This is a genomic window from Pseudomonas sp. StFLB209 (genome assembly GCF_000829415.1).
Taxonomy (GTDB): Bacteria; Pseudomonadota; Gammaproteobacteria; order Pseudomonadales; family Pseudomonadaceae; genus Aquipseudomonas.
Window position 1 is genome coordinate 1,699,061 of sequence record NZ_AP014637.1, and the last position, 20,070, is coordinate 1,719,130.

The 20,070-nt window shown below is 63.0% G+C and carries 17 protein-coding genes; 3 read left to right on the top strand and 14 right to left on the bottom strand.

Annotation, left to right across the window (positions count from 1 at the left end; translation table 11 throughout):
• Positions 1-25: 25 nt before the first annotated feature.
• The 5 genes from PSCI_RS07895 to PSCI_RS07915 form a co-directional block, all read right to left on the bottom strand.
• Complete coding sequence (locus PSCI_RS07895; protein WP_045484989.1) at positions 26-1,792, bottom strand: acyl-CoA dehydrogenase; 1,767 nt, start codon at positions 1,790-1,792, stop codon at positions 26-28.
• Between the two features lie 26 nt (positions 1,793-1,818).
• Positions 1,819-3,060 (bottom strand): thiolase family protein, encoded by a 1,242-nt coding sequence (locus PSCI_RS07900; RefSeq protein ID WP_045484991.1) that lies wholly within the window; start codon positions 3,058-3,060, stop codon positions 1,819-1,821.
• Positions 3,057-4,961 (bottom strand): feruloyl-CoA synthase, encoded by a 1,905-nt coding sequence (locus tag PSCI_RS07905; RefSeq protein ID WP_045484993.1) that lies wholly within the window; start codon positions 4,959-4,961, stop codon positions 3,057-3,059. The genes PSCI_RS07900 and PSCI_RS07905 overlap by 4 nt, the downstream gene beginning before the upstream one ends.
• Before the next feature lie 57 nt (positions 4,962-5,018).
• Positions 5,019-6,467: an aldehyde dehydrogenase gene (locus PSCI_RS07910; protein WP_045484995.1), complete on the bottom strand. Its 1,449-nt coding sequence runs from the start codon at positions 6,465-6,467 to the stop codon at positions 5,019-5,021.
• A 62-nt stretch (positions 6,468-6,529) separates the two neighbouring features.
• Positions 6,530-7,360 (bottom strand): p-hydroxycinnamoyl CoA hydratase/lyase, encoded by an 831-nt coding sequence (locus PSCI_RS07915; RefSeq protein WP_045484997.1) that lies wholly within the window; start codon positions 7,358-7,360, stop codon positions 6,530-6,532.
• Between the two features lie 241 nt (positions 7,361-7,601).
• Between PSCI_RS07915 and PSCI_RS07920 the strand changes: the two genes are divergently transcribed.
• Complete coding sequence (locus tag PSCI_RS07920; protein ID WP_045485002.1) at positions 7,602-8,090, top strand: MarR family winged helix-turn-helix transcriptional regulator; 489 nt, start codon at positions 7,602-7,604, stop codon at positions 8,088-8,090.
• Positions 8,091-8,099: 9 nt separating this feature from the next.
• Here PSCI_RS07920 and PSCI_RS07925 read toward each other — a convergent pair whose 3' ends face one another.
• Positions 8,100-9,392, bottom strand: a complete 1,293-nt coding sequence (locus PSCI_RS07925) for an OprD family porin (RefSeq protein ID WP_045485003.1) — start codon at positions 9,390-9,392, stop codon at positions 8,100-8,102.
• Between the two features lie 301 nt (positions 9,393-9,693).
• Between PSCI_RS07925 and mhpT the strand changes: the two genes are divergently transcribed.
• Positions 9,694-10,905 (top strand): 3-(3-hydroxy-phenyl)propionate transporter MhpT, encoded by a 1,212-nt coding sequence (gene mhpT, locus PSCI_RS07930; RefSeq protein WP_045485004.1) that lies wholly within the window; start codon positions 9,694-9,696, stop codon positions 10,903-10,905.
• A 62-nt stretch (positions 10,906-10,967) separates the two neighbouring features.
• On the opposite strand, the gene PSCI_RS07935 is transcribed toward mhpT, so the two are convergent.
• From PSCI_RS07935 to exbB, 6 genes are all read right to left on the bottom strand, one after another.
• The gene (locus PSCI_RS07935) at positions 10,968-12,365 is read right to left on the bottom strand and encodes an aminoacyl-tRNA deacylase and HDOD domain-containing protein (RefSeq protein ID WP_045485006.1); all 1,398 of its coding nucleotides are present in this window, start codon (positions 12,363-12,365) and stop codon (positions 10,968-10,970) included.
• Between the two features lie 85 nt (positions 12,366-12,450).
• Positions 12,451-14,526 (bottom strand): ATP-dependent DNA helicase RecG, encoded by a 2,076-nt coding sequence (gene recG, locus PSCI_RS07940; protein ID WP_045485011.1) that lies wholly within the window; start codon positions 14,524-14,526, stop codon positions 12,451-12,453.
• Between the two features lie 2 nt (positions 14,527-14,528).
• The gene (locus tag PSCI_RS07945) at positions 14,529-15,461 is read right to left on the bottom strand and encodes a hydrogen peroxide-inducible genes activator (RefSeq protein WP_045485012.1); all 933 of its coding nucleotides are present in this window, start codon (positions 15,459-15,461) and stop codon (positions 14,529-14,531) included.
• Positions 15,462-15,611: 150 nt separating this feature from the next.
• A complete protein-coding gene (locus tag PSCI_RS07950; protein ID WP_045485013.1) occupies positions 15,612-16,364 on the bottom strand; it encodes an energy transducer TonB in 753 nt (250 codons plus the stop codon).
• Positions 16,361-16,786 (bottom strand): TonB system transport protein ExbD, encoded by a 426-nt coding sequence (gene exbD / locus PSCI_RS07955; protein ID WP_045485015.1) that lies wholly within the window; start codon positions 16,784-16,786, stop codon positions 16,361-16,363. Before exbD ends, PSCI_RS07950 begins: the two co-directional genes overlap by 4 nt.
• 3 nt (positions 16,787-16,789) lie before the next feature.
• On the bottom strand, positions 16,790-17,776 hold the full coding sequence (exbB, locus tag PSCI_RS07960) for a tonB-system energizer ExbB (RefSeq protein WP_045494018.1): 987 nt from the start codon (positions 17,774-17,776) through the stop codon (positions 16,790-16,792).
• A gap of 203 nt (positions 17,777-17,979) precedes the next feature.
• On the opposite strand from exbB, the gene PSCI_RS07965 reads away from it, so the two are divergent.
• A complete protein-coding gene (locus tag PSCI_RS07965; RefSeq protein ID WP_045485017.1) occupies positions 17,980-18,828 on the top strand; it encodes an SDR family oxidoreductase in 849 nt (282 codons plus the stop codon).
• 45 nt (positions 18,829-18,873) lie between these two features.
• Here PSCI_RS07965 and PSCI_RS07970 read toward each other — a convergent pair whose 3' ends face one another.
• Together PSCI_RS07970 and PSCI_RS07975 are read right to left on the bottom strand one after the other, a co-directional pair.
• Complete coding sequence (locus tag PSCI_RS07970; protein WP_045485020.1) at positions 18,874-19,611, bottom strand: hypothetical protein; 738 nt, start codon at positions 19,609-19,611, stop codon at positions 18,874-18,876.
• Between the two features lie 58 nt (positions 19,612-19,669).
• Positions 19,670-20,050, bottom strand: coding sequence for a RidA family protein (locus PSCI_RS07975; protein ID WP_045485023.1), 381 nt, complete (start codon positions 20,048-20,050; stop codon positions 19,670-19,672).
• Positions 20,051-20,070 lie beyond the last annotated feature (20 nt).

The window sequence follows — 20,070 nt, forward strand, 5'->3', positions numbered from 1 at the left end:
TGAGTCGAGAGGCGGCTATGGTAGCTCAGCTGGCAGAGCCCAGAAACGGCAACGGGCTACGCGCGCTGTAGAGCCCGGCCAGATGCCGGTCGGCGTCGGGCAGCAGCCAGGTGAAAAAGAACTGCGCGGTTTGCAGCTTGGCGCTGCGTTGCGAGTCGCTGGCGGGCAGGTTCTGCGCCACCCGCGCCGCACGGCACCAGGCAAACGCCAGCAGGGTCAGGCCGCACAGTTTCAGGAAGTCGCCGGCGGCGCGGTAAGGGTATTCGGCGTCCTCGGCGCTGTGCTGCACGACGCCATGCCAGGCCTGCGTCAGGCTCTCAGCGCGACGCTGCAACTCGACACCCAACCCGCTGCATGGGGGTACGGCGATCGCCAGTCGCGCCTCTTCATCCAGGATGTGCAACCACTGTTGCAGCGCCTCGCCGTTATCGCCAAGTACTTTGCGCAGCAGCAGGTCGTTGGCCTGAATCTCGTTGGTGCCTTCGTAAATCATGGCGATGCGGCTGTCGCGCAGAGTCTGTTCGATCGCAAACTCCGCCACATAGCCGTAGCCACCAAACACCTGTAGCGCCTGGCTGGCCTGGCGAAACCCCTGTTCGGTGAAGTACGCCTTGATGATCGGCGTCAGCAGCCCGCTCAGTTGCGCCGCCTGGGCGCGTGCTTGCGCTTCGCTGGCCTGTTCGGCCTGATCGAGCAGATGCGCGGCCCAATAGCCGGCCGCCCGCAAGCCTTCGCTGATCGCGCGCAGCTCCAGCAGGGTGCGGCGCATCGCCGGGTGGTAGTGCAAGGGGTCGGCGGCACTGGCCGCCACCCCGTCCGGACGTAGTGGTGCACGCATTTGCCGGCGCTCGCCGGCGTACTGCAAGGCGTTCTGCCAGGCCGCCTCGGTATGCCCCAGGCCTTGCAGGCCGACATGCAGGCGGGCCGAGTTCATCATCACGAACATCGCCGCCAGCCCCTGATGCGGCTGGCCGATCAGCCAGCCTTGGGCCTCTTCGAAGACCAATGAACAAGTGGCACTGCCTTTAATGCCCATCTTGTGTTCGATGCCGTCGCAGCGCACCCCGTTGAGTCGGCCGTCATCCAGTTGCCGGGGCACCAGAAACAGCGAAATGCCCCGGCTGCCGGCCGCTGCGTCTGGCAAACGGGCCAGCACCAGGTGCAGGATGTTGCCGCTCAGGTCGTGATCGCCACCGGAGATGAACAGCTTGTTGCCGCTCAGCGCATGGCTGCCATCAGCCTGGGGTATGGCGCGGCAACGCAGCAGGCCGACGTCGCTGCCGGCCTGGGGCTCGGTCAGGCACATGGTCGCCAGTGCCTGCCCGCTGACGATATCCGGCAGGTAGCGGCTCTGGATCCACTGCGGGGCGTGATGCTTGAGGCACAGGTAGGCGCCATGGGCGATGCCGGTGTACATCGCCCAAGCGTGATTGCTGGCGTAGAGCATTTCCTGCAGCGCCGCCTCCAGCACCTGCGGCAGCCCTTGGCCGCCCAGCTCTGCAGCGCACGCCAAGGCCGGCCAGCCGCCTTCGACATAAGCACGATAGGCCTGGGCAAAACCGTCCGGGGTCTGCACCTTGCCGTCCGTGAAGCGGCAGCCCTGGCGGTCGCCGCTGGCATTGAGTGGCGCCAGCACCTCACAGCAGAACAGCCCGGCCTGCTCCAGCACCTGCATGGCCAGTGGTGTATCGAGCCCGTCGAAAGCGGCGCTCTGGCGCCAGGCCTGTGGGGCATCGAGCCAGTGTTCAAGGACGAACTGCATGTCGCGCAGTGGGGCCTGGTAAGTCCACATGGCAATCTCCTTTGCCGGTCATGTTCTCAGTGTTGCCAATCCGGGTTTTCGATCAGCACCGCCATGCCCTGCCCGCCGCCGACACAGGCCGCGGCAATGCCATAGCGCAGGTTGTTGTCGCGCAGTTGCCGGGCCAGGCTCAGCACCAGGCGCAAGCCGCTGGCGGCTAACGGATGGCCGAGGCCGATGGCGCCACCCCGGCGGTTGAGCCGTTCGCCGTCCAGTTCCAGCTCACGGGCCACGGCCAGTACCTGGGCGGCCTGGGCTTCGTTGATTTCCAGCAAGCCGATGTCATGCAGTTGCAGGCCGCTGCGCTGCAACAGCAGGCGGATCGCCGGCGCAGGACCGATGCCCATGTATTCAGGGGCTACGCCGACCACCGCACTGGCGCGCAGCCAGGCCAATGCTGGGCGGCGGGCAGCCGATGCAGGGCCAACCAATGCAGCCGCCGCGCCATCGACCACCGCGCAGCTATTGCCAGCGGTCTGCACCCCGCCCTCATGCACCGCCCGCAGCCGTGCCAGGGCGGCCAGTTCGGTGCTGCGCGGGTGGCTGTCCTGGCTGACGCTCTCGACTCCGCGCGGCAAGCGGATGCCGCGTGGCTGATAGCCGGCCAGCTCGAAGCATTCGTTGCTGACCGGCAGAATTTCTTCCGCCAGCCAGCCGCTGGCCTGTGCTTGCAGCGTCAGTTGGTGACTTTGCAAGGCGTAGCTGTCTACCGCCTCGCGCGCCAGCTCATAGCGCACAGCGAGACGATCAGCGGTGGCGATCATATCGATGCCCGGTGCCGGATCGTGCAACGCCTCCCAGAGAAAGTCCTTGAACCCCACTTCGCCGCCCAGACGAAAGCCGTCGCGATGGGTGTAGGCGGCAATCGGGTTGCGCGACATCGATTCGGCCGCCACGCACAGCGCCAGTTGCGCGCCTTCGCCCACTTGTATGGCCGCCTGGCGCAGCAGTTCGAAACCGGTGGCACAGATCCGCTGCACCGCCAGTGCCGGAACCTGCTGCGGCACGCCGCTGTACAGGCCGATATGCCGGGGCAGCAGGTAGGCATCAAAGCTGGCCTGGGCCATGGAGCCGGCCAGCACGCTGTCGACATCGGCTGCCTGCAAGCCGGCCTGCGCCAGTACACCGCGACCGACCTTGATCCCCAGATCGATCGGTGACACTTGAGCCAGCGCACCGCCCAGGTCTGCCCAGGGGGTGCGCAAGGCAGCGAAAATCGCCACGTCGGAAAACGCCGAGTACTGGCCGGCGCGGTTCATGCCGGTGTGCCTGGCAGCAGCGCTTCGGCGCGCAGGATCGAGGCGTCTTCGCCCCGGTACAGCGCCTCGACCAGGCTGGCGCGCCATTGCAGCACGGCGCGCTGATTGATCGAGCCCTTGTCGGTGATTTCGCCACGGTCAATCGAAGGCGCTTCGGCCAGCAGTGCGACCCACTCCAGGCGGCTGGCATTGCCGCTGGCGTCTTTGTTCAGGCGCCTTAGCCAGGCCGCAAACCACTGGCGCACGGCGGGGCTGGCCAGCACCTGAGCATCGCTGGCGCTGGCGTCCAGGCCGGCCAGCTGCCGGCACTCATGCAGGCGCGGGAATACCAGTGCGCCAAGGCATTCGCGGTCAGGGGCGGTGACCACGATATCCTGCACATAGGGCGAGCCTTCCAGCACGGCCCGGTTGCGCAGCGGCCCGACACTGACAAACACCCCCGACGACAGCTTGAAGTCCTCAGCAATCCGCCCGTCGAACATCAGGCCCAGTTGCGGGTCAGTCGGGTCAGCGAGTTTCAGCGCGTCGCCCGAGCAATAGAAGCCTTGCTCATCGAAGGCCTCGGCGGTCTGCTGCGCCGAGCGCCAGTAGCCGGGCATGATGTGCGGGCCGCGAAAGCGCCCTTCCAGCTTGCCGTCCACCGGCACCAGCCGCACTTCGCAACCCGGCGCCGGCAAGCCGATGTAGCCGGCCTGGGACAGCGGCCCGGTGGTGAAGGTGCAAGACGGCGAGGCTTCGGTCATGCCCAGCCCGGCCATCATGCGGATACGCTCGCCGCAGTGTTGTTCCGCGACCCGGTCCAGGCGGTCCCAGATGCTCTGCGACAACCCGGCGGCGGCGAAGAAGAACAGTTTCATGCGGGCAAAGAACCGCTCACGCAATTCAGCGTCTTTTTCCAGTGCATTGACCAACTCTTCCCAACCCTTGGGTACGGTCAGGTAGGCGGTGGGCGAGATTTCCTTGAGGTTGCGCAGGGTCTCGGCAAAGCCCTGAGCGGTAGGTTTGCCGTTATCCAGGTAAAAGGTCCCGCCGTTGTACAGCACGATGCCCAGGTTATGGCTGCCACCGAAGGTGTGGTTCCACGGCAACCAGTCGACCAGCACCGGCGGCTCTTCGCCGAACACCGGAAAGGTCTGCAACAGCATCTGCTGGTTGGCGCAGAGCATGCGCTGGGTGGTAATCACCGCCTTGGGCAGCTTGGTGGAGCCTGAGGTGAACAGAAACTTGGCAATGCTGTCTGGCCCGGTGGCAGCAAACGCGGCATCGGCTTCGGCACCGCCAGGTTGTTCAAGCAGGCTGGCGAAGCGGATGCCGACCCTGCCAGCAACCTCGCCGCGCACGCTGATGACCGGCACATCCGCTGCCAGCACCGCGTCGATGGCTTTCTGGTAGGGCGCGCTGTCGCTGACGAATACCAGACCGGGCTGCAACACTTCACAGACATGTCGCAGCTTGGCGAAATCCTGGGACAGCAGCGAATAGGCCGGCGAAACCGGGCAGTAGGGAACGCCGGCATACATGGCGCCCAAGGCAATCTTCAGGTGTTCAATATCGTTGCCTGACAGCAGTGCCAGCGGTCGCTCGGCGCTCAGGCCATAGCCCAACAGGCTCTGGGCGATGGCGCGTACGTCAGCCAGCATCTGCGCATAGCTGACGTGCTGCCATTGGCCTTGTGCATCGCGGGCGGCAATAAAGGTTTGCTGGCCGCGCACATCGGCCCAGTGCAGCAGACGGTCGAGCAGCCGTGCGGGACGGTCGGCCAAAGGTTCCAGGGTGCGGATATGCACGATGCCCTGGCTCTGGGTGACCTCTACTTCGGGGTGCCCGATAGACACCTGGCGATAGCGTGCCTGGGCGGGCCGGGCAGTTGCGGGTTGCGGATTCACTTGCTGTTCCTCCATCGAGGCCGGCGGGCGTCTTGTTTTTGTCAGGGGCGCACGATCGGGTGCCTGTTGGCGCTAGATCGGGTAATGCCGTGGGCCGTTCTGCAGGGTGACCCAGCGCAACTGGGTAAAGAAATCCACCGAGGCGCTGGCGCCGAAACTGCCGTAGCCGCTGGACTTGACCCCGCCGAACGGCATTTGTGCTTCGTCGTGCACGGTCGGGCCGTTGATATGGCAGATCCCCGACTCGACCCGCTGAGCCAGCGCCAGGGCACGGCTGGTGTCGCGGCTGAAGATCGCCGCCGACAAGCCGAACTCCGAGTCGTTGGCCAGGCGCAGCAATGCTTCGTCGCCCTCTGCACGCAGCACCACCGCCACCGGGCCGAAGGACTCTTCGCGGTACAGGCGCATGCTGTCGGTCACCCGATCAAGCAGGGTCGGCTGCATGATGCTGCCACTGCACTGCCCGCCCGCCACCAGGGTGGCGCCCTGACTGACGGCATCGTTGACGAGGCCAAGAATGCGTTCACCGGCGCTGGCATCGACCAGCGAACCGAGTACCGACGCCGGATCATCCGGGTTGCCGGCGCGCAGGGTGGCGATCTTGGCTGCCAGCTTGGCGACAAAGGTGTCGGCGACCTTGCTGTCGACAATCAGCCGCTCGGTAGACATGCAGATCTGCCCCTGATTGAAGTAGGCGCCAAACGCGGCAGCCTCCACAGCGGCATCCAGGTCGGCGTCATCGAGCACCAGCAACGGCGCCTTGCCGCCCAGCTCCAGCAACGCAGGCTTGAGGTGGCGGGCCGCCAGTTCGCCGACAATCCGCCCGACATGGGTCGAGCCGGTGAAGTTGACCCGGCGTACGGCGGGGTTGGCGATCAGCCGTTCGACGATCGCCGGGGCGTCGGCCGGCGCGTTGCTGATGACGTTGACCACGCCATCGCCGAGCCCGGCTTCATGGAGGATCTGGCCGATCAGCCGGTGCACCGCCGGGCTCAGTTCCGAGGCCTTGAGCACCACGGTATTACCGCAGGCCAGCGGCATGGCGATGGCCCGGGTGGCAAGAATCACCGGGGCGTTCCAGGGAGCGATACCCAGCACCACGCCGCACGGCTGACGCAAGGCCATGGCGAAGCTGCCCGGTACATCCGAGGGGATGACCTGACCATTGATCTGGGTGGTCATCGAGGCGGCTTCGCGCAGGATGTTGGAAGCCAGCTTTACGTTGAAGCCATACCAGTTGGCCATGGCACCGGTTTCGCCGGCCGCCGCGATAAAGCGTGCGCTGTTGGCCTGAAGCTGGTCAGCCGCCTTGAGCAAGCGGCTGCGGCGCTCGTTGGGCGCCAGGGCAGACCAGCCTGGAAACGCCGCCTGGGCGGCGGCGACCGCCGCGTCGGCGTCTTCCAGGGTGGCGGCGGCAACCCTGGAGACCACCTCGCCGGTCACCGGATTACGGCGTTCGAAGGTGCGACCGTCACGCGCGGGCAATGACTGCCCGCCAATCAGCAAAGGCACGTCCAGCATGGTGATTCCTCTTTATTGTCTTTATCGGGAACACATGTCGATTTGGTGTAGCGCCGAGAATCTCAGCGCTTGTAGGCTTGCAGGCCCGGCTTGATGCTTTTTTCGTCGAGGAACTGCTTCATACCCTGCTCGCGACCGCCTTCGGTGTCCAGCAGGCGCGACTGGTCGAGCTTGGCGTACAGGTAGTCTTCGTTCTGCTCCCAGGTCAGCTCGCGGCAACGCTTGAAACCATGCTTGGCGGCGCGCAGCACCACCGGGTTCTTTTCCAGCAGGTTGCGGGCCAGTTCGATAGTGGTTTCGCGCAGCTGCGCCAGCGGCACGCTTTCATTGACCAGGCCCATTTCAGCGGCTTTTTTACCGCCGAAGGTCTTGCCGGTCATGATGTAGTACAGCGACTGGCGGTGGCCTACGGTGTCGGCCATGGCCTTGCTGACCAGGTTACCCGGCGGGATGCCCCAGTTGATTTCCGACAGGCCGAAGGTCGCTTCGTCAGCACAGATCGCCAGATCACAGGCCACCAGCGGGCTGAAACCACCGCCGAAGCACCAGCCATTGACCATGGCGATGGTCGGCTTGGAGTACATGCGCAGCAACTTCCACTGCCATTGCGAGGCCTCACGGCGGATCTTTTCCTGGAGAATTTCCGGGCCGGCGTCGGTTTCACGGAAGTACTCCTTGAGGTCCATGCCGGCGGTCCACGACTCACCGGCACCGGTCAGCACCAGCACACCGGCGTCGGCATCCTGCTCCAGAGTTTCCAGCACATCGATCATTTCCCGGTTCAGGGTCGGGCTCATGGCATTGCGTTTTTCCGGGCGATTGAGAATGACCCAGGCGATGCCTTCTTCGATCTCGACTTTGACGGTGCTCCAGCGGCCTTCGTAGTTGCTCATGTCGGTTGCTCTCTTGTTCTGGGTGGGGGCTTGTTCTGAACGGCGGCGTGTTCCGGGAGTGCCGATGAGCAGAAATTAGCCCGGCAAATTAGTTATGTCAATTAACTATTAATCGAGTTAATCGAAAACTTAACGGTCAGTGGATGTCAGATCACCTCATGCGGCTAGTTAGCGGTAGCCTTTGCCAAGCGATCACGGCAAACTGCATAGCCTTGTTAACTGAAGATCAGGACCTTTTGCCATGGCCAAGCCCTCCACAGCACCGCTGCCCCGTGATGTGGTGCCTGACGATGCTGGCGCCCCGGCGGCGCTGGATGCCGCGCTGGACGACCTGATCGGTTACGCCCTGCGCCGCGCCCAGCTCAAGCTGTTCCAGAACCTGATCGGCCGCCTGGCGGTGCATGACCTGCGCCCGGCGCAGTTTTCCGCCTTGGCGATCATCGACCAGAACCCCGGGCTGATGCAGGCCGACCTGGCCCGTGCCCTGGCCATCGAGCCGCCGCAAGTGGTGCCGCTGCTCAACAAGCTTGAAAGCCGTGCGCTGGCGGTACGGGTGCGCTGCAAGCCGGACAAACGCTCTTACGGCATTTTCCTGAGCAAGGGCGGTGAAGCCCTGCTCAAGGAATTGAAGCAGATCGCCGCGCAGAGCGACCTGGACTCGACCTCGGCACTGGATGACGCCGAGCGCGAGCAGTTGCTGCATCTGCTGCGCAAGGTCTATCAAGACTGACCGGGCGCCTCACCACAGCGGCAAGGTGTAGGTGGCCAGAAAGCGGGTCTGATTTTCATCACGAAAGGCCGCCCCGGCGGGGAAGTCGTTGCGGTAGATCGCCTTGCGCACCACAAAGCCCAGTTGCTTGAGCGGCCCGCTCTGGATCACGTAACCCAGCTCCATCTGGAATTCCCGTTCCTTGCGGTCATCGGCGTTCAGTGAGGCCAGCTCGATGTTGTCACCACGCACGTAACGCAGCCGGCTCTTGAGCCCCGGCACGCCGAGGGCAGCGAAGTCGTAGTCATAGATGGCTTGCCAGGTACGTTCTTTGGCATTGAGAAAGTCCGAAGCCATGGTCAACTCGCTCATCCCCATCAGTTCGGTGCCAGACACATAGGGTGTAGCCGTGTCGCCGCTCGAATGCATGTAGCCCACGCTGACCTTGTGCCCGCCAAAGCGGTAACCCAGCAAGGCCGAAGCGTTGATGTTGTCGACCTTGCCAGCCTTGGCGCTGCCGGCCTCGTCACTGAAGAAACTGCGCAGGTCGGTGGTCAACACGCCGTCGCCCAATGGCTGGTTGTGCAACAGCGCCAGGGTGCTCTGCCGGTACAGGTCATCGACCTCGGCATGGTAGAGGCGGATACCCAGGTCCTTGCTGAACTGGTAGTCACCGCCCAGATAACTCATGTGCGAGGTGGTCGCCGCGCCCCTGAAGCGGCCGTTGGGCGAAGCAATGCCCATCGCCTGATAGGAGGTGGAGTCGCGCCGGTTGATGCGGTCGATGTAGCCGGCGTTGAAGGTCAGCCCGTCGATATCTTTGGAGGTCAGGATGGTGCCGCGAAAAGTCTGCGGCAGCAGGCGCGACGGGCTGGCAAAGGCGAACGGCAGGAAGATCGACACATCGCCGGTCTTCACCGTGGTCTGGCCCCAGCGCAGCTTGCCGGTCAGGGCCAGCCGCGAGTAATCATCCGGCGCGCGCCTGTCACTGGCCGATACCGGTAGCAGCTCGGTGCTGCTGCGCTCTGGCGAGGAGTCGAGCTTGATCCCCACCAGGGCGCGGGCGTCCAGGCCAAGGCCCAGTTTGCCAGGGGTGTAGCCCGACTCCAGGTTGAGGATGAAGCCCTGAGCCCACTCTCGGGCCGCCGTCTTCGCCCCGTCATCCTTGTAGTCACGGTCCAGATAATAGTTGCGCAGGGTCAACGTACCGTGGCTGTCTTCCAGCAGCCCTTCGGCATGCAGGCCGGTGCTGCACAGGCCCAGCAGAAGCAGAGGATAAGCACCCAGTCGGGCGCCATTGATCATCGGATGAGTGTCTGGCATGTCCGTGGTCCATTTATTTTTGTTGTACTGGAACGCTGTCGGCCGCCTCAGGGGCGGCCTGCGGAGCAAGAATGGAAATGCGCGAGGCGCCCGTCAACGGAAACCATCCGATAATCGAACGTTAATTTTGTTATCTATTTTTGCCTCAGCACCGTTCTTTCTGTTAAGTCCATGTTTTAAAAGCCTTAGTCGGGTAACAAGCATTCACAGCCGACCCTTTGCTTTTTAGTTATCTTTGTTAATCTTATTTCAAGCCGACCCCAGGTCTGCGTTTACAACAAAAACAAGAACGAGGTTATCCATGGACAGTTCACTGCGCCGCCCGGCGCCCACTATTGTGCTTTGCTTCATCGTTGCGCTGATCGAAGGCTTTGACCTGCAGGCTGCCGGCACCGCGGCGGCGGGACTGCGACACACCTTCGAGCTGGACCCGAAAATGCTCGGCTGGGTATTCAGTGCCGGGATCATCGGCCTGCTGCCTGGTGCATTCTTCGGCGGCTGGATCGCTGATCGGATCGGTCGCAAGAAAATACTCATCGCAGCCGTGCTGCTGTTCGGGGTGTTCTCGCTGGCCACCGCCTACGTTCAGAGCCTTACGGCATTGCTGTTGGTGCGCTTGCTGACCGGCCTGGGTCTGGGCGCCGCCCTGCCCAACCTGATTGCCTTGTGCGCTGAAGCGGTTGGCGAAGAGCGTCGCGGTACGGCGATCAGCATCATGTATGCCGGCGTACCGCTGGGCGGTGCGCTGGCGGCGGTGGTCGCCATGCTGGGCGGTGATCACTGGCAAATGACCTTCATCATCGGTGGCCTGGCGCCGCTGCTGGTGGTGCCGCTGATGATGGTCCTGCTGCCTGAATCAACGGTGTTCCGCCAGGAGGTCGATCCGAACTCGCGGGTTTCGACCCCGCAGGCGCTGTTTGGCGAAGGCCGGGCGCGGATTACTCTGGCGCTGTGGATAAGTTATTTCTTTACCCTTACCGTGATGTACATGCTGCTCAACTGGCTGCCGTCGCTGCTGATGGGCCAGGGCTTCAGCAAGCCGGAAGCGAGCCTGGTACAGATGCTGTTCAACATCGGTGGCGCGCTCGGCTCGCTGTTCGGTGGCCTGCTGCTCGACCGCTTCAATGGCGTGAAAGTGGTGATTGGCGTGTACCTGGGGTTGCTGGCGTCGCTGATTGGCGTTGGACTCTCGGTGGGGATCGTGCCCATGGCCATCGCCGGCTTCTCGGTAGGCGTATTCGTGATGGCCGCGCAACTGGTGCTGTACGCCATGGCCCCGCCCTCCTACCCGACTGCCGTACGCGCCACCGGAGTGGGTGCTGCGGTGGCCATCGGCCGCCTTGGGTCAGTGGCCGGTCCTTTGGCCGCCGGGCAGATTCTCGCCGCCGGGGCCGGCACCAGCGGCGTGCTGCTGGCGACCTCGCCGGGGCTGGTGATTGCCGCGCTGGCGATCATCACCGTAGTCGCCAGACCGGGCCTGGCAACGCGAGCGCCGCTGAAGACAGCCAATTAAGGGCTGAATGCAAAACACCCCCGACAGATACCTGCCGGGGGCGTTTTTATTACTTGGGCAATTTAGTGAGCGAACTGCGCCGCCAGCTCGCGCAGCATCACTTCAGCATCCAGCACCTTGCGCACCGACTCTTCAGCTTTCTCGCGACTGATGTTCAGACGCTCGAACAGCTCGTCAGGGATGCTCTCGACCGGACCGGAGCCGATCCCGTGTTGCCGCAGCAGTTGCACTGCCAGATACACCAGATTGGCATATTCGCAGTGCTCGCCCGCGTATTGCGGGTCGTGCTGGAAGCGCAGTGCAGTGGCCAGTTCATCCGGCATGTCCCAGGAACGCATCAGCCAGGCACCGATCTGCTCGCGGCTGATGCCCAGCAGATGCTGTTCGACGTAGCTGTGATGCAGGTGCGGATTGACCTCCAGCTGGCGGCAGATCAGCGAGAAATGTGGCGGGAACACATGGGCCAGCAACAGGTAGCCAAAGTTGTGCAGCAGGCCGGCCAGGTAAGTCAGGCCCGCTTCAGGACGCTTGGCGCGCGGGATGGCGCGGGTCAGCCCTTCGATGACCGCCGCGGTGTAGATCGACTGCTGCCAGTACGGGGTGGTCTGCTGCGGGTGATCCTTGGGCAGGCTCAGGGTCTTGCCCAGTGCCAGACCCAGCGCCAGATTGATCACCAGATCGAAGCCCAGCACCCGAACAATCGCGTCTTCCACCGAACGGATCTTGCCGGTCGAGGCGTAGTAAGGCGAAGCCGCCCAACTGACCACCTGCGCGGCCAGGGCCGGGTCGGTTTCCACGACACCGGTGATGTCATCGATGGTGGCATCGGGGTCGACCCGCAGCTTGATGATTTTCTGCGCAGTACCAGCCAGCGGCGGGATTTCCAGGGTCGCTTCCAGGCGCTGCTGAATGCGTCGTGCGGTGAACGCATGAACGGCCTGGGTGATTTCTTCGCGGTCGTCGTCAGGACGGTCGAAGTTGGGCTGAACCAGAGCAACCAGTTGCCCGAAGTTGGCCGCGCTGGCCTTGCTCAGCATGCCCTTGAAATCATCACTGGCGATTTCCAGCAGCAGGCCCGGCTCACCGGACCCCACCAGCAGCGACGATTGCTGCAGCAACCGTTCGTCGTACAGGCACGGCGAGCTGGTCAGTGCCGGCAGGCCGGGCAGGCTTTGCAGGTTGTGTTTGACCAGCATGCGCGACAGGCGCTCATAAGAGACCGCCTTGAGTTCGCGGCCGGTCAACTCGGTGATGCGGTTCAAATCGAGCAGTTGGTTCTGCGGGAACAGAATCAGCAGCGCGCCGACGGCGTCTTCGACGAGTACGGCTTGCACCTTGCGCTCGACAGGTAACGTGACATCGTCCACGACTTCCTGGTAGCGGATGGACAATTTTTCCAACAACTGCCGGATTACGGACGGGGTGTGGAGAGAGTCATCGACGTGGGCTACTTCTGTCATGGTCTGAGTCCAATTCCTACATTTTGTGCAGTATAACCAGCTTATCGAGCCTCAGCCCGGCGAGCATGTAAAAGCGTTGTCTACATCACACCTGACCATATTGCTGGCCGTGACGCAACCAGCGGTCAAGCAATGGGCTGACATGTTGCGGCCAGCGCTCCAGCAGCGCCTGGGCTGCATCGCGCACCGCCGGGAGCAGGTCGGCATCGCGCATCAGATCAGCGACCTTGAATTGCAGCAGGCCGGTCTGGCGGGTGCCGAGCATCTCGCCGGGGCCACGAATTTCCAGGTCTTTTTCGGCGATCACGAAGCCGTCGTTGGTCTCACGCATGATGCCCAGACGTTGACGGCCGATTTGTGACAACGGTGGATGATAGAGCAACACGCAGTGACTGACCGCACTGCCGCGCCCTACCCGACCGCGCAACTGATGCAGTTGAGCCAGGCCCAGACGCTCGGGGTTCTCGATGATCATCAGGCTGGCGTTAGGCACGTCTACGCCGACTTCAATGACAGTAGTGGCAACCAGCAGCTGAACGGTTCCTTGTTTGAACTCGGCCATGATCGCGGCCTTCTCGGCAGGCTTCATCCGTCCGTGGATCAGGCCGACGCGCAATTCGCCCAGGGCCATGCTCAATTCTTCGAAGGACGTCTCGGCCGCCTTGCAGGTCAGCTCTTCGGATTCTTCAATCAGGGTGCAGACCCAATAGGCCTGGCGACCTTCGGCGCAGGCGGCGCGCACCCGCTCAATGACTTCTACGCGTCGACTGTCGGCGACCAGAACGGTATTGACCGGCGTACGGCCAGGCGGCAATTCGTCGAGGATCGAAGTATCCAGGTCGGCATAAGCGCTCATCGCCAGGGTGCGCGGGATCGGGGTCGCGGTCATGATCAACTGGTGCGGGCACATCCGCCCGCCGACACCTTTGCTACGCAGGGCCAGACGCTGCTGGACACCGAAGCGGTGCTGTTCGTCGATGATCACCAAGGCAAGGTTCTTGAACTGCACCTCGTCCTGAAACAACGCATGGGTGCCGACCACCATGGGGGCGCCGCCAGTGATCTGCTCCAGCGCCGAGACCCGGGCCTTGCCCTTGAGCTTGCCAGCCAGCCAGGCAACCTCGATGCCCAGCGGCTCCAGCCAGCGCTGGAAATTGAAGTAGTGCTGTTCGGCAAGGATCTCGGTGGGCGCCATCAACGCCACCTGATAGCCCGCCTCGATAGCCTGCAGCGCGGCCAGCGCCGCCACCACGGTCTTGCCCGCGCCAACATCGCCCTGAATCAGGCGCAGCATCGGCTCGGACAGGCTGAGGTCGTAGGCAACCTCTTTACCGACCCGCTGCTGGGCGCCGGTCGGGGCAAAGCCCAGATTGCCCAGAAACAGTCCAGGCAAGCGTGTGGCAGGCGGCATGGCCGGTGCCTGCTGGGCACGCAGGCTCTCGCGCAGACGCTGTTGCGACAACTGGTGAGTCAGCAGCTCTTCAAAGGCCAGCCGATGCTGTGCCCAGTGGTGCCCCAGGGCCAGCTCTTCGACATCGGCGTCGGCCGGCGGATGATGCAGGTAACGGATGGCGTCATCCAGTGGTGCCAGTTGGTAGTCGCTGATCAGTTCTTTGGGCAGCCAGTCCGGCAGGCTTTGCGGGCCGAGCATGGCCAGGCTCTGCTGGCTGAGCTGACGCAGGCGCTGTTGGGTCAGGCCTTCGGTAGTCGGGTAGATCGGTGTCAGGGTCTGCTCTACCGGCGGTGCTTCATCGCCGCTCAGGGCGCGGTATTCGGGGTGGTAAATCTCCAGACCCGAAGCGCCGGGGCGGGCCTCACCGAAACAGCGCAGCGGCGTGCCGCGCTTGAGGCCTTCTTTCTGGGCATTGCTGAAGTGGTAGAAGCGCAGGCTGACCGTACCACTGCCGTCGCCCAGGCGCACCAGCAGGCTGCGGCGCTTGCCCATCACCACATCGGCACCGCTGACCACGCCCTCGATGACCGCATCCTGGCCGGGCCGCAACTGGCCGATAGGCACCACCCGGGTGCGGTCCTGGTAGCGCAGCGGCAGGTGGAACAGCACATCCTGCAGGTTCTCCAGCCCTACCCTGGCGAGTTTTTCAGCCATCGCCTCACCGACACCCTTGAGTGCCGTGACCGGGACCTGAGAAAGCTCGTTCATCGCTAGACTGCCTGGCCCGCTTCTGCCTTGGGACGGGCCACGGAACACAGACGCACCGAGTCAGCCAGAATTTCGATGGCTTTAGGCCGCGGGAAGCTGGCACGCCAGGCGATGGCGACAGTGCGAAATGGGGTTGGTGGCGTCAGCGGACGGACCTCGATCACGCCTGGCGCATAGTGATGGCTGTGGACCGCCGACAGCGGCAGGATCGATACGCCAAGCCCTGAGGCAACCATGTGCCGAATGGTTTCCAGCGAGCTGGACTCGACGGTGGTGTGCCGGGCGCCTTCGCTGTTCTTGGTCAGTGTCGGGCACGCTTCCAGAACCTGATCGCGGAAACAATGGCCTTCGCCAAGCAGCAACAGGCTCTTGTCGTTCAACGCGGAGGAGTCGATGGTCTGCTTGCGCGTCCAGGGGTGCTCGGCCGGCATCAGCACGTAAAACGGCTCGTCGTACAGCGGCAGGGTCAGCACGTCTGCTTCGTTGAACGGCAACGCGATGATTACGGCGTCCAGCTCGCCGTTACGCAGCTTGTCGCGCAGCACGTGGGTGAAGTTTTCTTCGATGTACAACGGCATCTGCGGGGCAACCCGGTGCAGTTGTGGAATCAGATGCGGGAACAGGTATGGACCGACGGTGTAAATGGCGCCGACCTTGAGCGGAGCAGTCAGCTGGTTCTTGCCGGCCTGGGCCAGTTCGCGGATGCCCTGGGCCTGTTCGAGGACTTTCTGGGCCTGGGCGACAATGCCCTCACCGACCGGAGTCAGGCGTACTGCACTCTTGCTGCGTTCGAAGATCAGTACACCAAGTTCGTCTTCGAGCTTTTTCACGCCGACCGACAGCGTAGGCTGGCTGACATGGCAACGTTCGGCAGCATGGCCGAAGTGCTGCTCTTGAGCGAGCGTGACGATATAGCGCAATTCTGTAAGGGTCATAACGTGCGTCCATGTGGTTGCGCGCCCAGCATAGCGGCTGCAATCAATAGACGCACGTTATCAAAGGCGCATCTGTGTATCAAAAAACCGATTCAGGAGCGGTACGCAAAGCGGCGGCCGTCATGGCCCGCCAACTTTGCGTCTGGCCTGTCAGCGTTTATCCAGGGAATAAACGAAGGGTGCCAGAATCTCGATCGAACCGTTGTTCAGTACTTCAGCCGGAGGCTTGGGTACCGGTTGCGCACGGCGGATCATCTCCAGTGTGGCGCGGTCCAGTGACGGGCTGCCGGAACTGCTGGCGATCTCGAAGGACAACACGTTGCCCTGCGCATCGACCACGAACCGCAGTCTGGCCACCCCTTGCATGCCACGACGACGGGCATCCTCAGGGTACTTCTTGTACTTGGCCAGGTGCCGCAGCAGGTCGCTCTGCCAGCTTGGCAGCGCGTTGCTCGGTGGCGACGGCGGGCTAGGCGGCGTCGTCGGCGCGGCAGCCTTGTCAACCTTGACCGGAGTTGGCGGTGTATCCACCGGTTTCTCGTCGGCCGGTTCTTCCTTGGGCGGCTCAGGCTTCTTCTCGATCGGCTTTTTCGGCTGAGGTTTGGGCTTGGGCTTTTCCACTTTCTTGGGCACGACGATTTCCGGCTTCGGCGCCTCGGCGACCTCAGGCATCGGAATCTCTTCTTCCGGTGCAGGTGGCGTCGGTGGCTGCACGACCGCTGGAGGCGGTGGCGGCAGTGGCTCGGGCAGTGGTGGAAGCTCGATCATCATCGCAGGCGGCGGCAGTTCTATTGCCTGGGAGGCCGGCCAGCGCAGTGCCAGATACACTGCAACGGCATGCACGACCAGCACCAACAACAGACTACCGCTATAGCGCGTCAGTGTTTGGCGCATGCTGGTCATTTTTTCCCAACCGTCTCAAGGCCTACCAGGCCGACCTTCAGATAACCGGCAGCGCGCAGGGTGTTCATGACTTCCATCAGGTCGCCGTAATCCACGCCCTTGTCAGCCTGGAAGAAGATGGTGGTGTCCTTCTTGCCCTTGGTGCGCTGGTCCAGCACCTGGCCGATCTGCTCGCGAGGAATCTGATCGTTGCCCAGGTACAGGTTCTTGTCAGCCTTGACGCTGAGGAACACCGGCTTTTCCGGTCGCGGTTGCGGCTGTGCGGTTGAGGCCGGCAGGTCAACCTTGATGTCCACGGTGGCCAGCGGGGCGGCCACCATGAAGATGATCAACAGAACCAGCATGACGTCGATGAACGGCGTCACGTTGATTTCATGGTTCTCGGCGAGATCGTCGCCGCCTTCATTCAGATGCAGACCCACGTGTCAGCCCACCTTGGACATTTGCGGTTGCTGTTGGCTGCGCTCGCTTGGCTCTGGCAGGTGGTCCAGGTCACGGCTGACCAGCAGCAGCACCTGAGCCGATGCGTCGGAGACCTGCGCCTTGTAACCGGCGATGGAGCGGGCGAAGACGTTGTAGATCACCACCGCTGGAATCGCTGCGACCAGACCGATGGCCGTGGCCAGCAGGGCTTCGGCAATACCAGGGGCCACGACCGCCAGGTTGGTGGTCTGGGTCTTGGCGATACCGATGAAGCTGTTCATGATGCCCCATACGGTACCGAACAGACCGACGAACGGCGCGGTGGAACCGATGGTCGCCAGTACCCCGGTGCCGGTGCTCATGGTCCGGCCACTGTTGGCCACAATACGCTCCAGACGGAAGCTGACACGCTCTTTGATGCCTTCGCGTTCACGGCTATTGGCCGATAGACGCATCTCTTCGAGGGCGTCGTGCACCAGAACATGTGCCAGCGTGCCTTCGGCACGGTTCAGCTCGGCGGCTTCGCTGAGGGTACGGGCCTTTTTCAGGCTCGGCACTTCATTGCGCAGGCGACGTTTGGCGCCCAGCAGCTCAAGGCCCTTGGCGATCCAGATGGTCCAGGTGATGATCGAGGCCAGGGCCAGACCGATCATGACGGCCTTCACCACGATGTCGGCGTTCTGGTACATGCCCCACGGCGACAGGTCATGCGCGGACATGCCCAGGCTGTTCTCGCCCTCAAGTGCCAGCGAATCGTCAGCCGCCACAGGCGCTACGGCCGGGGTGGCGCTCGGCGCTGCAGTGGCATTGCCCGCTGGCGCCGGGGCGCTGGCCGCCGCTGGTGCTGCGCTATTGGCGGTCGGTGCGGCCTGATCGGCAAAGGCTGCCGGGGCGAGCGTCAGGCTCAACACAAGTGCGGCTGCCGCGCGCCAGGCGCGAGACATGCCGAAAAGCGTGGTTAGCGAGGCGGGTGATGGAGTGCGTGTCATGCTGGCCGGACCTGAATGTATATAGAACATAATGCGCAATCATGAAGAAACTGCGCAGGTGCGTTAACAAAGGGCGACCATTATTGCAAATCGTTCTTGTTAACTAAAGTAATAATGTATCTTTTTTTGCCACAAATTTGGCTACAGCATTAAATTTTGTGAAATTTCATGGATTTACTGCCGAGCTTGAGAGGAGAAATCTGATGTCTACCCCGAAGGTGGTGATCGCTGGCTGTGGTGATGTGGGCTCGCGTCTGGCTATTGAATTACAAGCACTTGGCTGGGATGTACAGGGGCTACGCCGCAATATTGCCGCGCTGCCGGAGGGTATTTCCGGTATCGCGGCAGATTTGTTTGCGGCGGCTCTGCCCAAGGGCTGGCCAAGCGGCAGCATTGACTATCTGGTGTATTGCGCAACGCCTTCGCAACGCGATGAGGCCGGCTATCGACAGGCGTATGTCGAAGGCCTGCAACATACACTGAGCTGGGTGCGCCAGTCGGGCCAACAGCCGCGCCGCGTTGTCTTTGTTTCCAGCACCGGGGTGTACGGCCAACAGCAAGGCGAGTGGATCGACGAAACATCGGCCACTGAGGCTGAGCGGTTTTCCGGCCAGGTCTTGCTGGAGGCCGAGCGCGTGGCACTCGATTGCGGCTGGCCAGCCAGTGTCGTGCGCCTGGCCGGGATCTACGGTCCAGGCCGCAGCGATCTGTCGGGCAAGGTGCGCGAGGGCTATCGGGTAGCGATTGATCCGCCAGTGTATGCCAACCGTATTCACGCCGACGATGCCGCAGGCTTGCTGGCGCATCTGCTCAAGGCCGACGCCGAGGGTGTGGTGCTACAGGATTGCTATCTGGGGGTCGATGACGAGCCGGCAGCGCTGGCCGAGGTGGTGGCCTGGATGCGCGAGTATCTGGGGGTTAGCCAATGGTCCGAGCAGCAGGTGTTGCGCCGGGCCGGCAGCAAGCGCTGCAGCAATGCCCGGGCGCGGGCACTGGGCTGGACGCCGCGCTACCCGGATTATCGCGCCGGGTATGCGGCGTTGCTGGGTTGATCAACGGTCGGCGCAGCGGCGACATCTTCGCCGCTAAAGCGGCTCCTACTGTTGCTCAAGCAGCCAGCGGCGCTGGCCGGGACGCAGCTGAGGCATTTCGTCGGCTTCAGCGGTGTTGATGGCCTGGAAAATCTCCAGCTGCTGGCCTTTGCGGGCAAAGATCCACGGTGCACCCTGTTCGGCGCGCTCCAGCCACATGCTGTCGTACTCGCCGCTCATGGCTGCACAGTCACCTGCCAGGCACAGCGCATAGCGATCGTTGCCGCCCAGCCCCTGCACTCGGCCATCGGGCGAGAACTGAACGCTGCTGCCCTGGCCGTCGCCACTGACAATGGTCCATTTGCCGCCCAGATAAGCCGAGTACAGCGCATGCTCAAAGCTGCTGCCCGGTGGCGCATCGGCAGCGAGGCTGACCTTGGGTTTGACGAAGCGCTGCTCAGGACCTGACTCGCTGGCCGCCTGGGTCAGCTGGCTGCCATCAATGCTCAGGTCTTCGAAGAAGTTGCCATAGAACTCGATACGCAGCTTGCCGGCCTTGGACTCGATGATCTTGCCTTCGCCGAGCTCAAAGCCATTGGAAAAAGATGCCTGGCCGGCCTTGGTGTCGACCTGCCATTCCAGATTCGGGCCGCTGGACAACATGGCTTCACGCATGTTGCTGCCTTTGACGGCGGCATCAATGGCATTCTGATTGATCCAGATACCATCGGGGTTGACGTCGGTATGGCTGGCACAGCCACTGACGAGTGCGGCCAACAGCGTAAGGGCAAGCGCACGACGCATAAGGGAATCCTTTCTTTGCACAGGATGACGCAGCGCCTGGACGCTGCGCCGGGGCGGTTTACTCAAGGACCAGAATGGCGTCCATTTCGACCTGCGAGCCGCGTGGCAGTGCGGCAACGCCGATGGCGGCGCGGGCCGGGTAAGGCTGCTCGAAGTACTTGCCCATGATCTCGTTGACCTTGGCGAAATGGCCCAGGTCAGTGAGAAAGATGTTCAGTTTGACGATGTCTTTGAACGAGCCGCCAGCCGCTTCGGCGACGGACTTCAGGTTTTCGAAGACCTGGGTGATCTGGGCTTCGATGCCGTCGACCAGCTCCATGGTGTTCGGGTCCAGCGGGATCTGCCCGGACATGTAAACGGTGTTGCCCGCCTTGATGGCCTGGGAATAGGTGCCGATGGCGGCAGGTGCCTTGTCGCTGTTGATGACAGTCTTGGACATGAGAACTCCTGTTAAAGGGG